The 22,769-nt window shown below is 61.5% G+C and carries 20 protein-coding genes and 1 pseudogene; 14 read left to right on the top strand and 7 right to left on the bottom strand.

Annotated features, from left to right (window positions below):
- Positions 1-221, bottom strand: a 221-nt coding sequence (locus tag C793_RS0101780) for a helix-turn-helix domain-containing protein (RefSeq protein WP_017429231.1), incomplete at its 3' end; no start/stop codon positions are given.
- A 55-nt stretch (positions 222-276) separates the two neighbouring features.
- Here C793_RS0101780 and tnpA point away from each other — a divergent pair.
- Complete coding sequence (gene tnpA / locus C793_RS0101775) at positions 277-693, top strand: IS200/IS605 family transposase (protein WP_017429230.1); 417 nt, start codon at positions 277-279, stop codon at positions 691-693.
- Between the two features lie 272 nt (positions 694-965).
- Positions 966-2,318 (top strand): sodium-dependent transporter, encoded by a 1,353-nt coding sequence (locus C793_RS0101770; protein ID WP_017429229.1) that lies wholly within the window; start codon positions 966-968, stop codon positions 2,316-2,318.
- Positions 2,319-2,436: 118 nt separating this feature from the next.
- On the opposite strand, the gene C793_RS0101765 is transcribed toward C793_RS0101770, so the two are convergent.
- A complete protein-coding gene (locus C793_RS0101765; RefSeq protein ID WP_017429228.1) occupies positions 2,437-3,681 on the bottom strand; it encodes an NAD(P)/FAD-dependent oxidoreductase in 1,245 nt (414 codons plus the stop codon).
- 405 nt (positions 3,682-4,086) lie between these two features.
- Between C793_RS0101765 and C793_RS0101760 the strand changes: the two genes are divergently transcribed.
- Both C793_RS0101760 and cysI read left to right on the top strand, forming a co-directional pair.
- A complete protein-coding gene (locus C793_RS0101760; RefSeq protein WP_017429227.1) occupies positions 4,087-5,898 on the top strand; it encodes an assimilatory sulfite reductase (NADPH) flavoprotein subunit in 1,812 nt (603 codons plus the stop codon).
- Positions 5,898-7,610, top strand: a complete 1,713-nt coding sequence (cysI, locus tag C793_RS0101755; RefSeq protein WP_017429226.1) for an assimilatory sulfite reductase (NADPH) hemoprotein subunit — start codon at positions 5,898-5,900, stop codon at positions 7,608-7,610. Before C793_RS0101760 ends, cysI begins: the two co-directional genes overlap by 1 nt.
- Before the next feature lie 134 nt (positions 7,611-7,744).
- On the opposite strand, the gene C793_RS0101750 is transcribed toward cysI, so the two are convergent.
- Entirely contained in the window at positions 7,745-7,966 is a 222-nt protein-coding gene (locus tag C793_RS0101750) for a PA3496 family putative envelope integrity protein (protein ID WP_017429225.1), read from the bottom strand.
- Between the two features lie 469 nt (positions 7,967-8,435).
- On the opposite strand from C793_RS0101750, the gene hexR reads away from it, so the two are divergent.
- Positions 8,436-9,299: a transcriptional regulator HexR gene (gene hexR / locus C793_RS0101745; RefSeq protein ID WP_017429224.1), complete on the top strand. Its 864-nt coding sequence runs from the start codon at positions 8,436-8,438 to the stop codon at positions 9,297-9,299.
- A 19-nt stretch (positions 9,300-9,318) separates the two neighbouring features.
- Positions 9,319-10,395, top strand: a complete 1,077-nt coding sequence (locus tag C793_RS0101740) for an NAD(P)H-dependent flavin oxidoreductase (RefSeq protein ID WP_245550180.1) — start codon at positions 9,319-9,321, stop codon at positions 10,393-10,395.
- 340 nt (positions 10,396-10,735) lie between these two features.
- On the opposite strand, the gene C793_RS13340 is transcribed toward C793_RS0101740, so the two are convergent.
- Positions 10,736-12,439 carry an RNA/DNA-binding domain-containing protein gene (locus C793_RS13340; protein WP_017429222.1) on the bottom strand — a complete coding sequence of 568 codons (1,704 nt, stop codon included), beginning with the start codon at positions 12,437-12,439 and terminating at the stop codon, positions 10,736-10,738.
- 171 nt (positions 12,440-12,610) lie between these two features.
- Here C793_RS13340 and uvrD point away from each other — a divergent pair, with 171 nt between their 5' ends.
- Both uvrD and C793_RS0101725 read left to right on the top strand, forming a co-directional pair.
- Positions 12,611-14,818, top strand: a complete 2,208-nt coding sequence (gene uvrD, locus C793_RS0101730; protein WP_017429221.1) for a DNA helicase II — start codon at positions 12,611-12,613, stop codon at positions 14,816-14,818.
- 82 nt (positions 14,819-14,900) lie between these two features.
- The gene (locus tag C793_RS0101725; protein WP_017429220.1) at positions 14,901-16,004 is read left to right on the top strand and encodes a TRAP transporter substrate-binding protein; all 1,104 of its coding nucleotides are present in this window, start codon (positions 14,901-14,903) and stop codon (positions 16,002-16,004) included.
- Between the two features lie 118 nt (positions 16,005-16,122).
- On the opposite strand, the gene C793_RS0101720 is transcribed toward C793_RS0101725, so the two are convergent.
- On the bottom strand, positions 16,123-16,563 hold the full coding sequence (locus C793_RS0101720) for an acyl-CoA thioesterase (RefSeq protein ID WP_017429219.1): 441 nt from the start codon (positions 16,561-16,563) through the stop codon (positions 16,123-16,125).
- Positions 16,564-16,808: 245 nt separating this feature from the next.
- Here C793_RS0101720 and cysZ point away from each other — a divergent pair, with 245 nt between their 5' ends.
- A complete protein-coding gene (cysZ, locus tag C793_RS0101715; RefSeq protein ID WP_017429218.1) occupies positions 16,809-17,552 on the top strand; it encodes a sulfate transporter CysZ in 744 nt (247 codons plus the stop codon).
- Positions 17,553-17,567: 15 nt separating this feature from the next.
- Here the strand turns inward: cysZ and ubiA are convergent, their stop codons facing one another.
- Together ubiA and C793_RS0101705 are read right to left on the bottom strand one after the other, a co-directional pair.
- Complete coding sequence (gene ubiA / locus C793_RS0101710) at positions 17,568-18,458, bottom strand: 4-hydroxybenzoate octaprenyltransferase (protein ID WP_026106043.1); 891 nt, start codon at positions 18,456-18,458, stop codon at positions 17,568-17,570.
- A gap of 39 nt (positions 18,459-18,497) precedes the next feature.
- Positions 18,498-19,049 carry a chorismate--pyruvate lyase family protein gene (locus C793_RS0101705; protein ID WP_017429216.1) on the bottom strand — a complete coding sequence of 184 codons (552 nt, stop codon included), beginning with the start codon at positions 19,047-19,049 and terminating at the stop codon, positions 18,498-18,500.
- A gap of 136 nt (positions 19,050-19,185) precedes the next feature.
- Here C793_RS0101705 and C793_RS0101700 point away from each other — a divergent pair, with 136 nt between their 5' ends.
- From C793_RS0101700 to C793_RS14220, 5 genes and pseudogenes are all read left to right on the top strand, one after another.
- Complete coding sequence (locus C793_RS0101700; protein ID WP_017429215.1) at positions 19,186-20,394, top strand: NAD(P)/FAD-dependent oxidoreductase; 1,209 nt, start codon at positions 19,186-19,188, stop codon at positions 20,392-20,394.
- 107 nt (positions 20,395-20,501) lie between these two features.
- Positions 20,502-20,774 (top strand): HU family DNA-binding protein, encoded by a 273-nt coding sequence (locus C793_RS0101695; RefSeq protein WP_017429214.1) that lies wholly within the window; start codon positions 20,502-20,504, stop codon positions 20,772-20,774.
- The gene (locus tag C793_RS0101690) at positions 20,774-21,127 is read left to right on the top strand and encodes a hypothetical protein (protein ID WP_017429213.1); all 354 of its coding nucleotides are present in this window, start codon (positions 20,774-20,776) and stop codon (positions 21,125-21,127) included. The genes C793_RS0101695 and C793_RS0101690 overlap by 1 nt, the downstream gene beginning before the upstream one ends.
- A 256-nt stretch (positions 21,128-21,383) precedes the next feature.
- Positions 21,384-21,641, top strand: a complete 258-nt coding sequence (locus C793_RS0101685) for an ISAs1 family transposase (RefSeq protein ID WP_017429212.1) — start codon at positions 21,384-21,386, stop codon at positions 21,639-21,641.
- Positions 21,642-21,728: 87 nt separating this feature from the next.
- Positions 21,729-22,678, top strand: a pseudogene (locus C793_RS14220) (IS481 family transposase).
- Positions 22,679-22,769 lie beyond the last annotated feature (91 nt).

Genomic DNA, 22,769 nt, shown 5'->3' with positions numbered 1-22,769 from the left:
TCCGCCTTTTTCAACCAGCCGTACTTTCGAGACTTTTTCGCCACGGGCAATAGTTTCTTGATGTCATGTTTGGCATTCAATGACTGGCCGTGACGCTTATAGCGATGGGACATGATGCGAAGGCCGGTATTGTACACAAAGCGCACCGAACCGAACTGGCGGTTCAGTAAATCCGCCTGTTCGGTGGTGGGGTAAATACGTACTTTGATGGCCTTCAGCATGTCAGTGCTCACTGCTACAATGCCTATAAATTAAGGTATAAACGGAGAAAAGCAAGTGAGTGTACCAAGAAGGACTACCGACCTAGGTAGGCACAGCGTCACGCGGCTGGTTGTTCACCTCATCTTCACAACGAAGTATCGCCGCAAGGTGTTCGACGGCTACATGATCGGCCAGCTTCAGGAGGCGTTTGAGTCTGCTTGTGAAAAGCTCGACTGCCGCATCCTTGAGTTCGATGGCGAGCAAGATCACGTCCATTTGCTCGTGGAATATCCGCCGAAGCTGTCGATCAGCGTACTGGTCAACAACTTGAAGTCCACGTCGTCTCGACGCGTGCGTTACCTGAATACGCATATCCCGCGTTTGAGCAAAAACGCCGCGCTGTGGTCGCGGTCGTATTTCGCCTGTAGTGCAGGCGGCGCCACTATCGAGACGCTTAAAGCCTATGTTCAGGGGCAGAAGACACCAGAATAGAACTGCTTCGCAGTCCCCGCTTGTATCCCCGCACGAATGGGCGAGGGTTTACGCGGATTTTTGCTAAAACGATGTTTTAACACATCTATTAACGTGGCCCGGCTGGCACAGACTGCGTTGATCAGATAAATTGACCCCACTTTCGGATAAAACGCCGGCCTATAGCGAAAACGCATAATGCCTTGCGTGCCCGGTATACCCGGCCTTCCGAAACGATGCACTTGTAGCGCATCCAACAACTTTACTATAACGCACTCAATCACAGGTGATGTATGGCAAAACTTGCTCATGCGCAGTGGTCATCACGCATGACCTTTGTGCTGGCGGCGGCGGGATCGGCCGTGGGCCTGGGGAATATCTGGCGCTTTTCCTATATGGTCGGCGAAAACGGCGGTGCGGCTTTCGTTCTCGTCTATCTGGCCTGCGTGGCACTGGTCGGGTTGCCCATCCTGGTCGCTGAATGGCTCATGGGTCGGCGGGGGCAGAAAAACCCCGTGGATACCATGGACGGTCTGGCTCAGGCCAACGGCAAATCCCGTGCCTGGATGGGCATCGGGATCACCGGGGTACTTGCCGCCTTTCTGATTCTCTCGTTTTACAGCGTGATCGGCGGCTGGTCGCTCAACTATACGCTGGGCACGGTGACCGGCACCTTCAACGGCGGCGATGCGGACAGCATCGGCGCGCTGTTCAACGGCATGCTGGCCAGCCCGGGTGAACTGCTGGCCTGGCACACTGCCTTTATGGCGCTGGTGATTTTCATCGTGGCACGCGGCGTGACCAAAGGGCTGGAAGGCGCCGTACGCTCGATGATGCCGGCGCTGGTGATCCTGATGCTGATTCTGGCGGGCTACGGCATCAGCACCGGCTACTTCGGCGAAGCCATGGCGTTCATGTTCAGCCCGGACTGGAGCGCGCTGGACGGCGGCGTGGTGCTGGACGCCATGGGCCAGGCGTTTTTCACCCTGTCGCTGGGCATGGGCATCATGGTGGCCTACGGCTCCTATCTCGGCGAGGATATTAACCTGATCAGTACCGCGCGTACGGTGATCATTCTCGACACCGTGATTGCCCTGCTCGCGGGCATGGCCATCTTCCCCATCGTGTTTGCCAACGGGCTGACGCCGGGTGAAGGGCCGGGGCTGATCTTCGTCACCCTGCCGGTAGCCTTCGGCAACATGGCCGGCGGCACCGTACTGGGGCTGATGTTCTTCCTGCTGCTGACATTTGCGGCGCTGACTTCCGCGATTTCACTGCTGGAACCCACGGTGGAAATGCTCGAAGAACGCACCTCGATGAACCGCATCACCGTCACGCTGCTGGGCGGCGGCGGCGTATGGCTGCTGGGTGTAGCGGCGCTGCTGTCGTTCAACGTCTGGTCGGAAATCAGCCTGCTCGGCCTGAACATCTTTGACTTCCTCGACACGCTGACGGCGAAGTTCCTGCTGCCGCTGACCGGTCTGGGCTCTATCGTCTTTGCCGGCTGGTGCCTGAATCGTCAAAGCGTGGAACAGGAGCTGGGGCTGTCTGCCACCGGCATAACCGCCTGGAACGTCATTGCCCGCGTCGTGGCTCCCATTGGCGTGGTCGTGGTGTTTATTACCGGCGTTGTCGGCTTGTTTTAAGCGCTAGCCGATAAGCCAAAGCCCCGACGCGCCTGCCAGGCGGTCGGGGCTTTTTCATGCGCGGTGCTTTTTTTACGCGCGAGCTTTTGATTCGTATCGTGCGAAACAACATCTGCGCTCAGGACGCCCGGCGCGGTCGGTGGGCGATATCCGGCTCGCGGCCGGCCAGCATGTGCTTCCAGTAAAACGCGGGCAGAAATGACGTCTTCACCCACCAGTAAAAGCGCGATGTCCTGAACGGATTCAGCGGCAGCGTCGGCGCTACCACGCCGTCATAGACAAACTCGGCGATCATCACCCGGCCGTAGTCGGTGACCAGCGGGCACGAGGTATAGCCGTCGTAGGCGGCGGTGAGAGCTTTTTCATCGGCCTGGGCGAGCAGGTTTTGCACCGTTACCGGCGCCTGCTTGCGCACCGCCGCAGCGGTCTTGGATGTAGGCAAAGAGCTGGCGTCGCCCAGCGAGAACACGTTGGGGTAGCGCACGTGCTGGGTGGTGGCTTTATCCACCTCTACCCAGCCGCCTGCGTTGGCCAGCGGGCTTTGCGCGACAAAGTCCGGCGCGCACTGGTGCGGGGTGACGTGGAGCAGGTCAAAGGGCTGCTCCACGCGCGCGGTCTCGCCGTCGGCGTTTTTGCTCTCGAAAGTAGCGACTTTATTCTCGCCGTCCACCGCGACCAGATCGTGCAACAGCATCACCTCGACGCCATGGCGCTGGGCGACCTGCTCCAGCGGCGGCACAAAGTCCGGCACGCTGAACAGCGCCCCGCCGCCGCTGTAGAACTTGAGCTGCGTTTTCTCGGCCAGCCCCTGGCGTTTGACGTGATCGGCCGCCAGGTAGGCAATTTTCTGCGGCGCGCCGGCGCACTTCAGCGGGGGCGGCGGCTGGGTAAAGATGGCGTTGCCGCCGGTAAACGCGCGCAGGCACTGCCAGGTGTATTCCACGGTCTCGGGGCTGTAGTTGCTGCACACGCCGTTTTTGCCCAGCGTCGCTTCAAGCCCCGCCACGCGGCCCCAGTCGAGCTTGATGCCCGGTGCCACCACCAACTGCGAATAGCCCAGACGCCGGCCGTCGTCGAGCTCGACGGCATTGTGCTCGGGATCAAGGGTGCGAACGGCGCTGTTGATCAGCGTAGCGCTGCGAGGCACGACGGACTGCGTCGCCCGGCGGGTTCGAGCCAGATCGTAGGCGCCGCCACCGACCAGGGTAAAAGCAGGCTGATAGTAGTGGCGGTCGGCCGGCTCGACAATAGCCACATCCAGCCCGGGGCGACGGCGCAAGAGCGACGCGGCCACGGTGATACCCGCCGTACCGCCGCCGATGATAACGACCTGATGACGACTGTCTGGTGATTCCGCTGACATGGGGCTCTCCTTGTTGTAAACGTGCCTGATTGTGAACGTGCCTGGATCGGAACGTCGCCGGGTTTGAAGGCGTTCCGGTCTGGCCCTGTCTTGCCATGAGCGCGTAAAAACAATAAAGCACTAAGCTGCAGAATATTAATAACCATTCAGCATATATTTAACTATCAAACACATAGATAAAAATGGCGCCACGGCTGTTGGTTCTTTTCTGGCGGTAATAAACTGTTTTTGAAGCATATTCCTCGAAACTGGGAGTCTTATCGACCTTATATAACAATATCATATATAAAATATGCCGGTTAATATCACAAAACAATATCAATGTTTTTACAAACCGCCGGTCCCGCAGTGATAGCGTTACGTCAAAAGTGAACCCCGCTGACCCTGTCGTATAAAAATCACGCTATGAAAATCGATCCGAGTAACTCTCCGCTGTCAGCCGAACAGGCCAGCGGCTTCAACCGCCTGATGGAAACCCTGGCCCCCAACCAGCTCGACTGGCTGGCGGGCTTTATTGCCGGCCATCAGGCAGCCAACGCCGGTACCACGGGCAGCGCCACCGCCGCGCAAGGCGCCGGCGATGCGGGCCAGGAAGGCCCGTCGCTGACCGTGCTCTACGGCTCTCAGACCGGCAATAGTGAAGGGCTGGCCGAAATGCTCGGCGATCAGGCCAACGCGCTGGGCATTAACGCCCGGGCGGTCGACATGGCCGACTTCAAACCGCGCCAGCTGAAAAGCGAATCGTTTGTCGCCGTGATTACTTCAACCCACGGTGAAGGCGAGCCGCCGGATAACGCCATCGACCTGCACGAGTTCATCCACGGCCGCAAGGCGCCCTCGCTCAAGCACCTCAAGTACGGCGTGCTGGCGCTGGGCGACACCAGCTACGAGCACTACTGCCAGACCGGCAAGGACTTCGACGAAGCCTTTGCCAGGCTCGGCGGCACCGCACTGGTGGAACGCGCCGACTGCGACGTCGACTACGACGACGAGGCCGAGGCGTGGATCGCCAACCTGCTCGAACAGCTGCAGCACGAAGCCGGCGCCGCGGGGATTCCCACCGCGACCGGCGCGGGCACCGCTCCCGCCGCCGAAACCGCCAGCTACAGCCGCCGCTATCCGTTCATGGCCGAGGTGCTCGACAACCAGAGCCTCAACGGCCGCGGCTCGAGCAAGGAGACTCGCCACGTCGAACTGTCGCTGGAAGACGCCGGCCTCGCCTACCAGCCGGGGGATTCGCTGGGGCTTTACCCACAGAACGACCCGACGCTGGTCGCCGCGATCATCGAAGCGCTCAAGCTCGACCCGGACGCCGCCGTTACCGCCGGCGATATCGAGACCACGCTTGCCGTGGCGCTCAAGCATCACCGCGAAATCACCCTGCTGACCCGCCCGGTGGTGGAAAAGTGGGCGGCGCTTTCCGGCGATGAGACACTGGCCGAGCGTTTAAGCGACAACAAGGCGCTCACCGAATGGCTCTACGGCCGCGACGTGCTCGACCTGATCGAAGGCTCGCCGGTGGACAGCATCGATGCGCAAACGCTGATCGACACCCTGCGCAAGCTGCCGCCGCGGCTATATTCGATTGCCTCCAGCCAATCCGCCGTGGACGACGAAGTGCACCTGACCGTCGCCGCCGTACGCTACGAAAACGACGGCCGCGAGCGCGGCGGCGTAGCCTCGACCTGGCTTGCCGACCGTCTCAGCGACGACACCGCGGTGCCGGTCTACATCGAGGCCAACAAGCACTTCCGCCTGCCCGAAGACGACGCCGCCCCCATGATCATGGTGGGCCCGGGCACCGGCATCGCGCCGTTCCGCGCCTTTATGCAGGAACGCGAAGAGCGCGAAGCCGAGGGCAACAACTGGCTGCTGTTCGGCGACCGCAACTTCCACACCGACTTCCTCTATCAGAGCGAGTGGCTGGCATGGCGCCGCCAGGGCGTGGTCGATCGCATCGACGTGGCCTTCTCCCGCGATCAGGGCGAGAAGATCTACGTTCAGGACCGCCTGCGCGAAAACGCCGAGGAGGTCTGGCGCTGGCTGGATCGCGGCGCCTACCTTTACGTCTGCGGCGACGCCGACCGTATGGCGCCGGACGTCCATCAGGCGCTGCTTGACGTGATCATGCAAGAGGGCGGCAAAAACCTCGAAGACGCCACCGAGTACCTGCGGGAGCTCTCCCGCCAGAAACGTTACCAGCGGGATATTTACTGATGAGTACCCATTTACCTGAAGCCGAGATTATCAAGCGCGAAAGCAACTATCTGCGCGGCACCATCGCCGAGGGCCTCGACGATCTGGCCACCGGCGCGATTGCGGATAGCGACAACAAGCTGACCAAGTTCCACGGCACCTACCTCCAGGACGACCGCGACCTGCGCGACGAACGCCGCCGCCAGCGCCTGGAGCCGCTGCACATGTTCATGGTGCGCCTGCGCCTGCCCGGCGGCGTGTTGACGCCTGCGCAGTGGCTGGGCATCGACGACATCGCCGGCGACTGCGCCAACCACACCCTGAAGCTGACCACGCGCCAAACGTTCCAGTTTCACGGCGTTTACAAGCACAAGATGCGCCCGCTGATGCAGGCCATCAACGCGCTGGGGCTGGATACCAAGGGCGCTTGCGGCGACGTCAACCGCAACGTCATCGCCAACGTTAACCCTTACCAGTCGCAGGTTCATGCCGATATCCACCGCTATTCGGTCGATATCAGCGAGCGGCTGAAATGGCGCTCCAAAGCCTACGCCGAGATCTGGCTGGGCGAAGAGCGCGTGGAAGCCCGCGGCGAAGACGAAAGCACCGAAGAAGAGCCGTTCTACAGCTACTACTACCTGCCGCGTAAGTTCAAGATTGCGCTGGCGGTACCGCCGGAGAACGACGCCGACGTGCTGTCCAACGACATCGCGCTGATTGCGATTGTCGAAGACGGCGAACTCAAGGGCTTTAACGTCGGCGTGGGCGGCGGCATGGGCATGACCTACGGCAACGAAGCCACCCACCCGCGCCTGGCCGACGTCGCCGGCTACGTGCCCGCTGAGCAAATCGTCGACGCCTGCGAAGCCATCGCCGCCATCCAGCGCGACCACGGCTGCCGCACCGAGCGCACCCACGCGCGCTTCAAGTACACCATCGCCGACCACGGCGTAGAGTGGTTCCTCGAGCGCTTTGCCGAATACCACGGCACGCCCATGGAGCCGGTGCGCGACTACGTGTTCACCCACAACGGCGACCGCTTCGGCTGGGTCGAGGGCGAAAACGGCAACCAGCACCTGACGCTGTCGATTCGCAGCGGTCGCGTTATCGACACCGACGAGCTCAAGCTGCGCACCGCGCTGCGCGAAATCGCCAAGGTGCACGCCGGCGACTTCCGCATTACCTGTAACCAGAACCTGATCATCGCCAACGTCGCGCCGGAGCACAAAGCCGAGATTCAAACGCTGGTGGACCACTACGGGCTGGAAGACGGCAGCGGTATCTCACCGCTAGCGCGTAACTCCATGTCGTGCGTGGCCTTCCCCACCTGCGCGCTGGCCATGGCCGAGTCCGAGCGCTACCTGCCGTCGCTGACCGACAGCCTCGACGCGCTGATGGACAAGCACGGCCTTGCCGACACGCCGATCAACGTGCGCGTCACCGGCTGCCCCAACGGCTGTGCGCGGCCATACCTTGCCGAAATCGCGCTGACCGGCAAGGCGCTGGGCAAGTACAACCTCTTCCTCGGCGGCGACGAGCGCGGCGAACGCATGAACCGCCTCTACCGCGAAAACATCGACGAAGCCACCATTCTAGAGCTGATCGACCCGATGCTCGAACGCTACGCCGCCGAGCGTAACGACGGCGAAGGCTTCGGTGACTTTCTGATTCGCGGCGGCATCGTCGACGCCGAGCGCACGCCGGACGTGTTCCACAAGGCCTACGCAGTCTAGGTTTTTGGCGAACCGTCACAACAACGCCCCGCCGGCTTATGAACTGACCCCAATAGTTGGACGGTTCATTCAGCCGGCGGGGCGTTTTTATATCCTGAGTAGGCTGTGAATAACGCCGGATTCAGCTGGCCGGGTCAGTGCAAATCGCCGTTTTGTGGCGGCTCTAGCGGGTCGGGCAGTTCGGCGATGTTTTTTGTCAGGGTTCGCCACTCGCGGTGCAGTTCAATGCCGCGCCGGGCACGCAGATGGCGTCTGGCCAGTTCACGGCGGCGGGTTTCGTGCTCGCTGACCTCCATGTCCATGAAAATATCCAGCAGCTGAGTCTTGACCGATGTGACGCGTTCGACGTTACGCATATCGACGTTCCTCCACCAAGCAGATGCCTGCGCCCGGTGGCGTCCATGACGCCCCTGTGACTGACGGCGCGGCACTTCATCTCATACTGTCGACTTCTTGCTGTTCACTTCATGCTGTCCAACTCATAGTATCCACCTCATACTGTCCAGCTAATACTGTCTATCTCATACTATAGCCTTAAAAACGATAGCCTGAAAAACGATAGTTTGAAAAACAGCAGGTTGGCGAACCTGTACAGAAGCCCGGGCAGCCGCTACCGCCAGAACGTCGCGGGATGCCCGGAAAGTCATCCACCTGCGCAAAGCGCGCCGGGCGTGCGATAATCCGCTCCGGCGATGCGTTCGCTGCGGCCGTGGGCCGATAGAGCGTACGGCCGACCCCGTTATTGACGGCGCAATCGTTGCCTAGATGGCGAGAACCACGATCACCCGACCAATCGAGCCGACTGCCACTACCGAGGAGCCTGCCGTGAGCCGCGCCCTGTTCGATGAAATGAGACACCGCATGGAGCATTTTCGCCGCTCCGAGCAGAAAGTTGCCCGCTTTGTGCTGAGAAATCCCGAAGAAGTCATTCACATGCGCATTGTCGATCTGGCTACCGAAGCCAAGGTCAGCGAACCCACGGTGGTACGCTTCTGCCGAGCGCTGGGCTGTAGCGGCTTTCAGGATTTCAAGCTGCGACTGGCGCAGATGCTGGCCACCGGCAGCCAGTTTGCCCAGTTTTCGATGAACGACAGCGACTCCATTGCCGAGTTTTCCCAGAGTATTTTTGACTCAACCGTGGGCACGCTGCTGTCGGTGCGCGACCGCATCGACAATCAGGCGCTGGGGCAGGCGGTCAATGCGCTGGCCAACGCCAACCGCGTGGAGTTTTACGGCTTTGGCGCCTCAGGCGCCGTGGCGGTGGATGCCCAGCACAAGTTCTTCCGTCTGCAAATATCCACCTCCGCCTACAGCGATCCGCACATGCAGAATATGTCGGCGGTCACGCTGAATCCCGGCGATGTTGTCGTCGCCATCTCCCAGACCGGCCGCACCCGGGCCCTGGTGGCAAGCGTACGGCTGGCACGCGAAGCCGGCGCCACCGTTATCGGGCTCTGCCCCGCCGACTCGCCGCTGGCTGCCGAAGTCAGCCTGGCGCTGTACGTCGATGTCTTCGAAGACACCGAGATCTACACCCCCATGAGCTCGCGGATTGCGCACCTGGTGCTGGTCGATGTACTCGCCGTGGGCGTCGCCAAGACCCGCGGGCCACGCCTCGCCGAACAGCTCACCGAAGTCAAGAAAAGCCTCAACCCGCTGCGCTTTCCCGAAGACGACACCACGCGGTAACGAAGCAAGGGGAAATACCATTAGCTTTGCCAATTCGCTGACGCGTCTCACCCATATCCGCTATCCCATCGTGCAAGCGCCGATGGCCGGCGTGTCGACGCCGGCGCTTGCCGCGGCCGTCTCCAACGCCGGGGCGCTGGGGTCGCTTGGTATCGGCGCAAGCTCGGTCGAACAAGCGCGGGAGATGATCGCCGCGACCCAATCGCTTACGCACAAGCCGTTTAACGTCAATGTCTTTTGCCACCGCGAAGCGACTCGGGATCCGGCTCGAGAGGCCCGCTGGATTGGCTATCTGAAGCCCTTTTTCGAGGAGTTCGAGGCGTCAGTCCCGCCCGGGCTAAGCGCCGCCTACCCGAGCTTTAACGACAACCACCAGGCTCTGGAGATGCTCCTGGAAGAAAGACCCGCTGTCGTCAGCTTTCACTTCGGCTTGCCGCCCGTGGAATGGATTCAAGCGCTTCAGGCAGCAGGTATCGTGACCTTCGGCTGCGCCACCACGCCGGAAGAGGCCAGCATGGTGGAAACCGCAGGCGTGGATGCCGTAGTGGCCCAGGGCGCCGAAGCCGGAGGACACCGCGGTGTTTTCGCACCCGAAAAGGGCGACCCGCAAATAGGCAGCTTAGCGCTTACCCGCCTGATCAGCGCCGCCAGCGGCATACCGGTAATTGCGGCCGGCGGCATCATGGATGCCCGGGGCATCGAGGCGGCATTCGACCTGGGCGCTGCCGGCGCTCAGCTGGGCACCGCCTTTATTCTCAGCCCCGAATCCGCCGCCGGCGCGGCCTACCGTCGGGCGCTACAAAGCGAGCGCAGCTACCATACGCAAATCACCAGCGTCATCTCGGGCCGCCCCGCCAGAGGTCTGATAAACCGCATGCACACCGACATCGATCGACCTGAAGCGCCGACACTGCCCGACTACCCGATTGCCTACAGCGCGGGAAAAGCCCTGGCCGCCGCCGCCACGGCCGGCAACAGCCCTGAGTTTTCCGCCCACTGGGCAGGGCAAGGCGCACCGCTGGCACGCGAAATATCGGCGGGCGAACTGATTGAAAGCCTGGTAAAGGACTGCCGGTTTTTGTCCCTGCCGCAATAGCAGCGCTTCACGCGCGGCTCTGGCCGGCGCGCATTGCGGAGTGGATCACCCAGGGACGCCAACGAACGTGTCGGGGATCATATTCCTGGACATGGTCATTCTGTGATACCCCCTACCGTGCGATAACCTTGCCGGCTGTGATTCGGGACGTTGGGATAGCGAAGTTGCAACTTCCCGGCCTTAACCAGGGGAGCAATGTGGCGCTCACCTATATTTTTAGGCGAGCGTCGGAGTAGTTCAGACAGCTGAGCAAGCGTAAGAAATCGGCCTCGGCAGAGTCGAAGTAACGTGATCTGCATCGTCTCCGGTGGGGCGCGCCTGGTTTCTGCAATCGGGGCAGCTATCTGCTGTAGCTCTTTCCATGCCTGAATGTCTTTAGCGATATCGCTATGCGGGAAACTCTCCTCACTGCGGGGAGAGCTAGTGTCCTTGTGGGGGAGCTAGTGTCCTTGTGGGGGGAGCTAGTGTCCTTGTGGGGGGAGCTAGTGTCCTTGTGGGGGGAGCTAGCATCTTTTTGAGGTATACCGGCCTCCACCTTCAAGTCGGCTGGAATCTCCAGGGGGAGCGTGTAATAGGCCCCCCGGCGACGGCCGTGGGGCACCAGCATATCTTTCTCTACCAATCCACTGAGCATTTGGGTTATATCGACTCGATGTAGGGTGAGCATCTCCTGCAGGCGGCGATTGGTGACCTGCTGCTCCAGGACAGCTATGATCAGCGTCTGGGCCTCATCAGCAGAGAGCTCCTGAAAGGCCTCGCCAAAATACTGCTGCAGCCTTTCCATCACATCTTCGGGCATCACGCTGATCAGCGGCAGCGACAGCATGACCCGATCCGGGCGGAAACGCTCACCAAGACTGGGAGGCTGCCAAAGATGTGCATGCCAGCTACGCCGAATCTTGTCGAGGCCGGAACCCGCCTTATCGCCTACGCCCAGCAGCTGAAACATCAGCTGCAATGACTTGTTGCGGCACTCACTGACACCGCCTTCCATCAGCTGCTCCTGCGAAAGCAATAGCGTACCGGGGTTGGAGAACTCAAAGCGGTTCTTGAAGCGATCCACCACAATACCGCCCTGACCGTGGTGCTCAGCATGGATCAAGGCATTGACTAGCGCCTCCTTCAACGCCTCATGGGCCTCGCTTTCACCACGGCGATCGGCGCTGAAAGGCACCTTGAGTGCCGGGTCGTGTGCAAGCTTCTGGGCAACATGCAGATAAAACTGAAAGAGATTGGCTTCCCAGGTACCGTCGATGGTAAGCCGATCGCTCCAGCGAGTGTTCTCCTCTTCGGCCAAGCGCTCACGATAGTCGAGCTGGAAGCCTGGTAAGGCTGCGACATCCTGAATGGCTTCGACTTTGCCAAACATCAGCAAGCCCGAAAGGGTAAGGCCCTCATCTCCACTGCGCCGATCCTTGCGCCACCCACCCAGCTTGGCCAGCAAACCCAGATCATCCTCGATAAGCCAAGGGTGGTCGGGCACCCGCGAGGCCACCCGATTGCGGTACTGTTTGAGCGAGGCGGAATCAATGTCATCGAAGTCAAAGTACTCAAGGATGCGGCTATCGGCCGGCTGCTGTTCGAGCCGATCGGCGAACATCCGCTGCACTTCAGCCTCATTACAGCGGAAATCACCCTCGTGGTTACGCCGATAGGTCCCCTTGAAAGGATCAACGCCAGTATAGACCGGCCGCTCGCTGCGCGTAGCCCGAGGCACCTCAACGATAAGGATAGCGCTGCCCTCAAAAGACTCAACACTGACATGACGCTCCTGAAGGAGGCTGGCACTGACCTTCTGGGAGTTATTGAGCGTCATCCAGAAGTCACGCTTCAGCTTATCCACATCAGCCCCGGAAAGACCGACTGTGGATGGCCCTTCATTGCCCTCCTTCACTCCCAGGTAGAGCGTTCCGCCTGCGGTATTAGCGAAAGCACTGTAGGTTTCCCAGAGGCTTTTAGGCAGCCCGCCCCTGGCGGCCTTGTATTCAGTATCAACGCCTTCATGGCGCGCCAGGACTTCAAAAAGGCGTAAGTGTTGTGTCATTGATCAGTGTGGCCCAATAACTTTCAGCAACTCAATGTCGCAATGGCAGTCGGCTTGCTGCTGCCTATCTTGCTTGGGCGGAACTCTATTGACAAGCTAGCACGGCTCCGGCAAAAGCTACCCCCTATGCTAGACTGACCGCTCACTTTTCGACCCTTGGCAGCGGTGTTTATGGACGACGTGACGGCGATTCTCGATCAGCTCAATCCGGCTCAGCGTGAGGCGGTGAGTGCTCCTCAGGGCAACCTGCTGGTGCTGGCGGGGGCAGGATCGGGCAAGACCCGGGTGCTGGTGCATCGCATTGCCTGGCTGATGCAAGCGGAAGGGCTTTCGCCCTATGCGCTGCTGGCGGTGACCTTCACCAACAAGGCTGCCCGGGAGATGCGCACGCGGCTCGAGGCGCTGCTGAGCATTTCCATGCGCCACGTCTGGGTGGGCACGTTTCACTCCATCGCCCACCGGCTGCTGCGCACCCACTGGCAGGATGCGCGCCTGCCCCAGCACTTCCAGATCATCGATAGCGACGACCAGCTACGCCTGGTCAAGCGCCTGCTCAAGGATTACAGCATCGACGCCGAGCGCTTCCCCCCGCGCCAGGTGCAGGGCTTTATCGGCGGCTGCAAGGAAGAAGGCCTGCGCCCGGCGCAGGTGAATACCGACGGCGACGCCTACCTCAACCAGATGGTCGAGCTTTACCACTTTTACCAGCTGACCTGCGAACGCGGCGGGCTGGTCGACTTCGGCGAGCTTTTGCTGCGAAGCCTTGAGCTGCTGCGCGACAACCCGGCACTGCTGGCTCACTATCAGGAGCGTTTCGGCCACGTGCTGGTGGATGAGTTTCAGGACACCAACACCCTGCAGTACGCCTGGCTCAAGCTGATCACCGGGCAGCAAACGCCCACCACGGTGGTGGGCGACGACGACCAGTCGATCTACGGCTGGCGCGGAGCCAGGGTGGAAAACATCCGCCGCTTCGAGACCGAGTTTAATCAGGTGCATACCGTGCGCCTGGAGCAGAACTACCGCTCCACCAGCGCGATCCTCGACGCGGCCAACGCGCTGATCCGCCACAACAGCGAGCGCATGGGCAAGCATCTGTGGACCGACGGCGCCGAGGGCGAGCCGATCTCGGTGTACGCCGGGTTCAACGACCTCGAAGAAGCACGCTTTATCGTCGATACCATCAAGGGGCGCACCGCCTCCGAGCTCAGGCGCCAGGACGTGGCGATCCTCTATCGCTCCAACGCCCAGTCGCGGCTGCTGGAAGAAACCCTGATCCGCCAGGGCGTGCCCTACCGTATTTACGGCGGCCAGCGTTTTTACGAACGTCTGGAAATCAAGAATGCGCTGGCGTATCTGCGCCTGCTGCTCAACCGCGACGACGATGCCTCGCTGGAACGGGTGATCAACATACCCACCCGGGGCATCGGCACGCGCACCGTGGAAACGCTGCGCTTTCGCGCCCGGGATCAGGGTGTTCCGCTATGGCAGGCGCTCCACGACAGCGCCAGCGACGGCAGCCTGAAAGGCCGGGCGGCCAATGCCGTGCGGGCCTTTGCCGACCTGATCGAACAGCTGGATAACGATGCCGCCGGACTGTCGCTGCACGAGATTATCGAGCATATCAATGCCCGTACCGGGCTGCTCGAGCACCACCGCTCCGAGCCCGGCGAGAAAGGCCAAGGTCGGGTGGAAAACCTCGAAGAGCTGGTTAACGCCGCGCGCGCCTTTACCCAGGGCGATGTCTTTGACGCGCCCGAGGCCGGCGAAGGTCTGGTGGCGCTGGAAGCGTTTCTGTCCGAGGCCGCGCTCAACGCCGGCGAGCACGAGGCCGAGGAATTTGAAGACAGCGTCCAGCTGATGACCCTGCACTCGGCCAAGGGGCTGGAGTTTCCGCTGGTGTTTATTACCGGCGTCGAGGAAGGCCTCTTCCCGCACAAGATGTCGCTGGAGGAATCCGGCCGGCTGGAAGAAGAACGCCGGCTGGCCTACGTCGGCGTTACCCGGGCAATGCACAAGCTTTACCTGACCCACGCCGAAACCCGCCGCCTGCACGGCAAGGAGATTTTTCCCCGGCCGTCGCGGTTTCTGCGCGAGCTGCCCCAGGAGCTTCTGGAAGAAGTGCGCCTGCGCGGGCAGGTCTCACGCCCGGTCACTGCCCGCGGCAGCGCTTCCGGTGGCCTGTCTCAGCAAGGCGTAGAGGGCGGCGACGACCTGCCCAGCCTGCATATCGGTCAGGCGGTCGAGCATCCGGTATTCGGCGAGGGCGTCATTCTCAACGCCGAGGGGGAAGGCGCCCGCGCCCGGGTCCAGGTCAGTTTCGAGCACGAAGGCGCCAAGTGGCTGGTGCTGGGTTTTGCTAAACTGATTCCGCTGTGACCCACGTTGGCCGCATCGCCGGCCCATTCGGCTTTAAGGCTGATCACAAGCACGACGAACCAACAATAATCGGAGCTTCATCATGCAACGCCGTCATTTTCTCAAGCAGACCCTGACCACCGCCGGCCTTGGCGCCGCGGGTACCGCCGCTGCGCCCTTTATCGCCACGGCCAGCGCCGACGAGACCATTACCTGGGACATGGTCACGTCCTGGCCGAAGAACTTCCCCGCGCTGGGCACCGGCGCCAACGAATTCGCTCGCCGCGTCGAGGCGCTGTCCCACGGACGCATGCGCATCCGCGTGCACGGCGCCGGCGAGCTGGTGCCCGCCCTTGAGGTATTTGACGCTGTTTCTTCAGGGACGGCGCAGATGGGTCACTCAGCATCGTATTACTGGCGCGGCAAGGTGCCGGCCGCGCAGTTTTTCACCGCCGTGCCCTATGGCATGACCACCCAGGAAACCAACGCCTGGCTCTACTACGGTGGCGGCCAGAAACTCTGGGACGAGCTGTACGCCGAGTACAACCTCAAGCCGTTTGCCGTGGGCAATACGACGACCCAGCCCGCCGGCTGGTTCAAGAAGGAAATCAACTCGCTGGAGGACCTTCAGGGCCTCAAGCTGCGCCTGCCCGGGCTGGCCGGCGAAGCCATGAACCGCATCGGCGTGACCACGGTCAACATGCCCGGCAGCGAGATTTTCACGTCCATGCAGACCGGCGCGCTGGACGCCGCCGACTGGGTCAGCCCGTATAACGACCTGGCTTTTGGCCTGCACGAAGTCGCCGACTACTACTACACCTCGGCCTGGAACGAGCCCAGCGCGGTGCTCGAAGGCACCGTCAACCTGGACGCCTGGAACAAGCTACCGGACGACCTCAAGGACGTCGTCACCGAAGCCGCGCACGCTGCCAACCTGTCGATGATCAGCGAATTTACCTTCCGCAACGCCCAGGCGCTCGAGGCTCTGGTCAACGAGCACGGCATCAAGCTGCGCAGCTTCCCCGAAGACGTCACCCAGGCGCTGGCCAAGGCCTCCCAAGAGGTGATTCAGGAGCAGGTTGAAAGCGACCCCGCCTCGAAGAAAATCCACGATTCCTATCGTGCCTTCCAGCAGACCGTACGTCCGGTCACCGATACCGGCGAGTTTGCCTACCTGAAAGCCCGCGACAAGGTCACGCAGGGATAACGCCATTCGCGTGGCTGACTGAGACCTTCCAACAGAGATCTTTCAACACAGACTTCCGACAAGGATCTTCTGACCCAGACCTTCTGAGAAAGACTGACGCCACCGCAGTGCAGCAACGCTAATCGCGTTGCTGCACTGCGCGTATACGCCCGTTGTCATCCAGCGCGACTCGCACAAAGCGCGCTTCGGTGACTTTATGGCGCGACCCGGCTTGCTCGTGGGGCGCGCAGACCCATACCTCGACGTCGATCTTGATCGAGCTGTGGCCGATGTCCTGCACTCGTGTAAACAGACTCACCACCGAACCGGCGCGCACCGGGCTGAGAAAGTCCATGGCTTCGATGGCGACCGTGGCGGTCCGTCCGCCGGCTTCACGGCCGGCGGCCAGCTCGGCTGCCTGATCCATCCGGCTGATCAGCCAACCGCCGGGAATGTCGCCGTAAAAGTTGGCTTCCTGACGGTCCGCCGGCAGCTTTAGCGTCAGCTGGCCGCTGGGGGCGGGAATGGCATCGGCGCCGTCAGCGTCGGGCGAGGGGTGATCATTTTCGCAAAAGGTCATGGTGCTGTCTCGTTATCTGTCGCTTTGTTCGACTGTTGTTGTGTGTTCTGTGTTGCTTATTGTTGTGTAGCGGCTGTTGTTGCGTATCGGCCGTCTCGCATAATGTCGTGTGCCCCACGGCGCGCCAGGTAACGCGCTTTTTATCACGTTTATCGCTACGTTTGTGATGGCGTTGCGACTACAATACGCCGCGCCTGGCGCCTGGCACCGGGCATTGCTGTTACGCCACTTTGTGAGGACACCCCATGCTGAACGCCGTTGATGCCATCGCCCAGGGCACACGCTGGGTTTATCGGCCCGGCCTGCGGCGCTATGTATTTGCGCCCATTGCCGTCAACCTGACCGTGTATATCGCGCTGGTCAGCCTGGTGATCAACCGCTTCGGTGGCTGGCTCGACTACTGGATGAGCCTGGTACCGGGTTGGCTTGACTGGCTCTCCTGGCTGATCTGGCCGCTGTTTGTGGTCTGCCTGCTGCTGGTGGTGTTTTTTACCTTTACCCTGGTAACCCAGCTTATCGCCGCACCGCTGTACGGTTTTCTCGCCGCCAGGGTTGAAATCGTCGCAACCGGCCGCGAGCCGCTGGACGATCGCGGCCTGGCCAAAACCGCCGTGGATGCGCTGGGCCGCGAGCTGGTCAAGCTGGGCTACATCCTGCCCCGGGCCATTGTGCTGTTTATCCTCAGCTGGATTCCCGGTATCAACGTACTGGCACCGTTTTTATGGGCGCTGTTTTCCGCCTGGATGATGGCGATTGCCTATCTTGACTACCCCATGGACAACAACAAGGTCAGCTTTGCCGATATGCGCCGCCGGCTCAAGCGCCGCTGGTGGCACAGCTTGAGCTACGGCGGCGTTGTCACGCTGATTACCTGGCTGCCGCTGGCCAATCTCTTCCTGATCCCCGGCGCCATTGCCGGTGCGGTCCTGCTCTGGGATGCCCACTATCGCCACGGTTACGCCCCGGACGCAGCGACGCTGCCGCCGTAAACCCGGCGCCGGGGGTTACACGGCCGCCGGCCAGAGGCCGAGCACGATGCCGGCGAAGACCAGCAGCCCCGACCAGAAGTTGTTCAGAAATCCCTGGAAGCAGCGCTCGCGGACACGACCGGCAATCAGCCATTGCTGGTACACAAAGGTCGCCGCCATGCCGGCGAGCCCCAGCCAGAAAAAGCCGCCAGGCGCCAGGCGCCAGCCGGCCCAGCCGAGAAAGCCCAGCGCCGCCAGCTGGAAGAGTCCGATCATCAGCTTGTCGGCGCGACCGAACAGCACGGCGGTGGACTTCACGCCGATCTTGAGATCGTCGTCGCGGTCGACCATGGCGTACTGGGTATCGTAGGCAATCGTCCAGGCCACGTTGGCGCCAAACAGCAGCCAGGCTTCCAGCGGCACCTGCCCCAGCACCGCACCGTAGGCCATGGGAATCGCCCAGGAAAATGCCGCGCCCAGAAACAGCTGGGGAAGGTGGGTAAAACGCTTCATGAACGGATAGATAAACGCCAGTACCACGCCGCCCAGCGACAGCAGAACGGTAAACAGGTTGGTCATAAGCACCAGCAGAAATGACACCGCCACCAGCCCGACAAAGACGCCCCTGGCCTCCTTCTCACTGATGCGGCCGGTGGCCAGCGGGCGCTGTTGCGTGCGTTTGACGTGGCCGTCGACGTGGCGGTCGGCGTAGTCGTTGATCACACACCCGGCGGCGCGCATGGCGTAGACGCCGGCAACGAAGATCAGCACCACGTTGCGCCCGGGCACGCCCTCGGCGGCCAGCCACAGTGCCCAGAGCGTCGGCCACATCAACAGCCAGGTGCCGATGGGCCGGTCCAGCCGGGTGAGGTGAAGAAAATCTGCAACCCGGACCCACCCTGCGGGCCGCAATAAAGAACGTTCCATGCCTACCTCACAATCAATAAAACCACGCCGGGCCCGGCGCTATGGCAGGCCGAGCTCTACCGCCATCGCCGGCAGAAAATACTCCTGCACCAGCAGCGACAAGCGGCCATGACAAAAGACGGAGCGCCGCCCCCAGCGGCTCGTCTCCGCGACAAACCGCGGCGGCGCCAGGGTGACTTCCAGCGGGCGGCGCGTCAGCCCGGGCTGGCGGAACAGCCAGCTACCCAGTGACGTTTCACCCAGCCGCTGCAGGCGCTGGCCTCGAAGCGCTGCCAGCGGCGCCACCGAACGCGCGGCCACCCAGGGCGTGCCGTCAAGGCACAGCGCTACCTCGCGCTGCCAGACATAACGGCCGGGATGAAGTCCCAGCGCCCGGGCCTCGTCGGCAAACGGATAGCCGACGCCCTGGCGTTGCAGGCGTACGCTGAACTGCCGGGGCGCCCCGGCAGCCTTCAGGCGTGCAGTGAGAGAGTCCGTCGACGCCACCCAGCGCCACCAGCCCGGCGACATCAGGGGGCGCGCCGCTGCGGCCGGACGCCAGCGCGCGGGCAAACCGGGCGCTATGCCATGTCGCTGGATCTTATCCTGCACCACGTTGATCCTGCACCACGTTGTTGTCCCTGCCCTGAAGATGAGTCCGCTAGTGTAACATGAGCCTATCCATACGCCGGCAGGCGTCGTATCGTGCCACTGCCGTTTGACTCCGCGTTTTCTCCAGGGTGATCCAATGTCTGTTCAACACGCCGAGCTGGTGATTATCGGCACCGGCATGGCCGCCATCGGCCTGGCCCGCGCACTGCGCCGCGAAGGCGATACGCGCTCGCTGGTGCTGATCAGCCAGGACAGCGGCGATGCCTACAGCAAGCCGCTGCTGTCCACCGGCTTTGGCAAGCGCCTGGCGCCGGACGACATCGCGCAGCGAGACACTACCGAGCTTGAACGCGAACTGGATGCCACCTTCCGGCCGTACAACCGAGTCACCACGATCGAGCCCGATTTCGGTCAGCTGACGCTGGCGCCAGCCCGTACCGACCATACCGCCACGGCCGCCGCGCAACACTGCCGGACGCTGACGTTCACCACGCTGGTGCTGGCCACCGGCGCCGAGCCGCAGCTACCGCTGTCACTGCCTGCCGAGGCGGCCCCGCGCTGTTTCAGTGTCAACGATCTGGATGACTACCGCCGCTTTCACGCCGCCCTGGGCGACACCCCGGCGCGGGTTGCCGTGGTGGGTGCCGGGCTGGTCGGCTGCGAGTTTGCCAATGACCTCCACGCCGGCGGCCATGAGGTGACGCTGGTCGCCCCGGAAACCACGCCGCTACCCCGGCTGCTGCCCGCACCGCCGGGCCAGGCGCTGGCCGAGGCATTCAGCCACGCCGGCATGGCGCTGCACCTGGGCCGCACTCCCGAGCGTATCGACCTTGATGCCGAGGACACTCTGACCCTGACGCTGGACGACGGAAACAGATGCCAGGCCGACGTCGTCCTGTTGGCCACCGGCCTGAAACCGCGCACCGCACTGGCAGAAGCCGGCGGGTTGGCCGTTACCGAAGACGGCATCGCGGTAGATCGGCTGCTGGCGACCTCGCATCCAGGGGTATACGCGCTGGGTGACGCGGCCTGCGTTGACGGCATTAGCGCCATGTACGTCCAGCCGCTGCAAGCCAGCGCCAGAGCCCTGGCCAAAACCCTCTGCGGTACGCCGACGCCGGTACATTTCGGCGCCTGGCCGGTGATCGTCAAGACCCCGCTGCTACCGGTGGTGGCCTACCCGCCCCTTGAGCCGCCCCACCGCTGGCAGATTGATGCCGACGGCAACAACATTAGCGCCCTGGCGGAAGATAAAAACGGTCGTTTGATTGGATTTGCATTGACAGGCCGATCGGTGAGACGGAAAGTGGAGCTTTCCAGGGCGGCGCCGGCGCTGCTAGGCTGACGCCTGCAGGCGCAGGGGCGCCGCGCCAACGGTAGCGGCACGCCTCTCACTGCGTTTCGGTTATAACCACCAAAAAAGCGCCTGATCCATTACAAGGGAGACATTTTATGCGCAAACCCGAACTGGCTGCGGCCATTGCTGAAAGCGCCGACCTGTCCAAGGACAAGGCCGGCCAGGTGCTCAACGTCATGCTCGATGAAATCACCCACAGCGTTGCCCAAGGCGACGACGTGGCGCTGATCGGTTTTGGCACCTTTACCGTTCGTGAGCGCGCCGCGCGCACCGGCAAGAACCCGCAAACCGGCGAGCCGCTACAAATCCCGGCGAGCCGGAACGTCGCGTTCAAACCGGGCAAGGCGCTCAAGGACGCGGTTTCCTGATGAAGCTCAGGTTTGCGCTCTGGTGTCTGGGCGTACTGCTCAAGCGCGCGCTGCGCCGCAAGCCGCGTTTTGCCGAGCAGTTGGAAAAGCGCCGCATGGATTTCGGCATTGCTACCGAAGACCTGTCCATTGCCCGTTATTACCGCCTGTCGACGGACGGTATTCAGACACAGGCGGGGCTCCCCACCGATCTGGATCTCGAACTGCGTTTTGCCGACGCCGACGCCGCGCTGGCGGTGCTGAAAAAGCCCACCTCCAGGGCATTTTTTGACGGCATGAGGCAGAACAAGGTGCGCCTGGTCGGTGACTCTGCCGAGATGACGCGACTGCAAAAGCTGCTCAAGAACCTGTAACACCGCTAGCCCGATCCTGCGGGCACAAAAACGCTGCGCACCGGTAGGCAACACCCGGCGTGCAGCGTTTTTTATTCACTAGCGCGTAAAACCTCTTCCTGAAACGCGGAGCGCGAAGGGAGAGCATATAAGCGCGGCGCAGCGGGCGCCTGTCGACTCTTGCTTTCTATTCAAGGCAATCGCACGTCGAGATTCGTTCGCAATTGAATCATAACGAGTCATTCGGTATAGCCGGGGCATTTGGCCGGAGGATGCGATGCCCCAAACTGCCATGCCGATCTTGGACATCTTTATCAGCGTTACCGATCCGCGTTATTCCAGTAAAGTGCAGCACCCCTTGCCAGACCTGCTTACCATCGCCGCCTGCGGCGTGCTTGCCGGCGCCGATACGTTTGAAGAGATCGAACTGTGGGCCCAGGAGAAGCTCCCTTGGCTGCGCCAATACCTCAGCTTGCCCAATGGGGTCCCGTCGCATGAAACTGATCTTGCCCACCAAAAGTGGACACCCCGTTAAGGTAGTACTGAATCGCCCCGGATATTCTAGATGTTTAGTCCCGGGGTATAATGGCCCATGGTACGAACCATTGTCCGAGGAGGATCCATGGCTCAAGTACTTCATCAACGCGCCAAGACCACGCACGCCATCCGAGAAGACATACAGCGATCGTCAGCTTCGATCGCGGAACTGAGTCGGCGCTACAGCCTCAACCCGAAAACAGTCCGCAAATGGCGGCGCCGTGCGTTTGCCGAGGATGAGTGCATGGGCCCCAAAGAGCCAGCATCCACGTCGCTATCAGGCATCGAGGAGGCAGCTGCTGTTGCCTTTCGGCGAACCACTCTGCTTCCTCTTGATGACTGCCTCTTTGCGTTACAGCGCTTTATGCCTCACCTGAGGCGCTCAAGCCTGCATCGGCTGTATCAACGCCACGGCATCAGCCAGCTACCGCGTTCTCGGGAGGAAAACCGAAAGCGTCATCCTTCAAGCGCTACCCGATCGGTTACCTGCATATAGACATCCGCGAAGTACGCACCGGAGAAGGCAAGGCATACCTGTTCGTAGCCGTTGATCGCACGTCAAAGTTTGTTCATGCCCGGCTTTATCGTAAGGCACAGCGTGAGCAGGCAGCCAAATTCCTCGAAGATACCGTGCTGCAACTGCCGTACCGGGTTCATACCGTGTTGACGGATAATGGCGCACAGTTCGCCAAACGCCCTGGAACAGAAGCCTACAAGCCCCACAGGTTCGATGTGATATGCCATCGATATGGCATTGAACATCGTCTGACACGGCCGTTTCACCCCTGGACCAACGGGCAAGTCGAGCGAATGAATCGCACGGTCAAGGAAGCAACGATTCGAAGCTTTCATTACGCAAAGCTGGAAGAGCTGAGCGCACACCTGGCTGACTATCTTTGGGCCTATAACAGCGCTTGTCCATTACGAGCTCTGAAGGGCAAAACGCCTATTGGCTTCATTCTTGAGCCTTGGCAGGATGAATCCAAGAGATTTCATGAAAATCCTGCCCACTACTTCCCGGGACCATACACCTAGGAGGACTTGGGTCTTTATTCTGATAAATTCAAGAGTTGATCACAGTCATGTTGGTACAGCTCACGATAAGTGATATAATACCTGAATTCAA

Source organism: Vreelandella jeotgali Hwa (genome assembly GCF_000334215.1).
GTDB classification, from domain to species: domain Bacteria; phylum Pseudomonadota; class Gammaproteobacteria; order Pseudomonadales; family Halomonadaceae; genus Vreelandella; species Vreelandella jeotgali.
The sequence above is the reverse complement of the archived record's forward strand: the minus strand, read 5'-3'. Positions and strand labels throughout refer to the sequence as shown.

Excerpts from the sequence above, each read along its gene's own strand:
- C793_RS0101770 (WP_017429229.1), top strand. The coding sequence starts at position 966 with ATGGCAAAACTTGCTCATGCGCAGTGGTCATCACGCATGACCTTTGTG.
- C793_RS0101765 (WP_017429228.1), bottom strand. The coding sequence starts at position 3,681 with ATGTCAGCGGAATCACCAGACAGTCGTCATCAGGTCGTTATCATCGGC.
- C793_RS0101760 (WP_017429227.1), top strand. The coding sequence starts at position 4,087 with ATGAAAATCGATCCGAGTAACTCTCCGCTGTCAGCCGAACAGGCCAGC.
- cysI (WP_017429226.1), top strand. The coding sequence starts at position 5,898 with ATGAGTACCCATTTACCTGAAGCCGAGATTATCAAGCGCGAAAGCAAC.
- C793_RS0101750 (WP_017429225.1), bottom strand. The coding sequence starts at position 7,966 with ATGCGTAACGTCGAACGCGTCACATCGGTCAAGACTCAGCTGCTGGAT.
- C793_RS13340 (WP_017429222.1), bottom strand. The coding sequence starts at position 12,439 with ATGACACAACACTTACGCCTTTTTGAAGTCCTGGCGCGCCATGAAGGC.
- uvrD (WP_017429221.1), top strand. The coding sequence starts at position 12,611 with ATGGACGACGTGACGGCGATTCTCGATCAGCTCAATCCGGCTCAGCGT.
- C793_RS0101725 (WP_017429220.1), top strand. The coding sequence starts at position 14,901 with ATGCAACGCCGTCATTTTCTCAAGCAGACCCTGACCACCGCCGGCCTT.
- C793_RS0101720 (WP_017429219.1), bottom strand. The coding sequence starts at position 16,563 with ATGACCTTTTGCGAAAATGATCACCCCTCGCCCGACGCTGACGGCGCC.
- cysZ (WP_017429218.1), top strand. The coding sequence starts at position 16,809 with ATGCTGAACGCCGTTGATGCCATCGCCCAGGGCACACGCTGGGTTTAT.
- ubiA (WP_026106043.1), bottom strand. The coding sequence starts at position 18,458 with ATGGAACGTTCTTTATTGCGGCCCGCAGGGTGGGTCCGGGTTGCAGAT.
- C793_RS0101700 (WP_017429215.1), top strand. The coding sequence starts at position 19,186 with ATGTCTGTTCAACACGCCGAGCTGGTGATTATCGGCACCGGCATGGCC.
- C793_RS0101695 (WP_017429214.1), top strand. The coding sequence starts at position 20,502 with ATGCGCAAACCCGAACTGGCTGCGGCCATTGCTGAAAGCGCCGACCTG.
- C793_RS0101690 (WP_017429213.1), top strand. The coding sequence starts at position 20,774 with ATGAAGCTCAGGTTTGCGCTCTGGTGTCTGGGCGTACTGCTCAAGCGC.
- C793_RS0101685 (WP_017429212.1), top strand. The coding sequence starts at position 21,384 with ATGCCCCAAACTGCCATGCCGATCTTGGACATCTTTATCAGCGTTACC.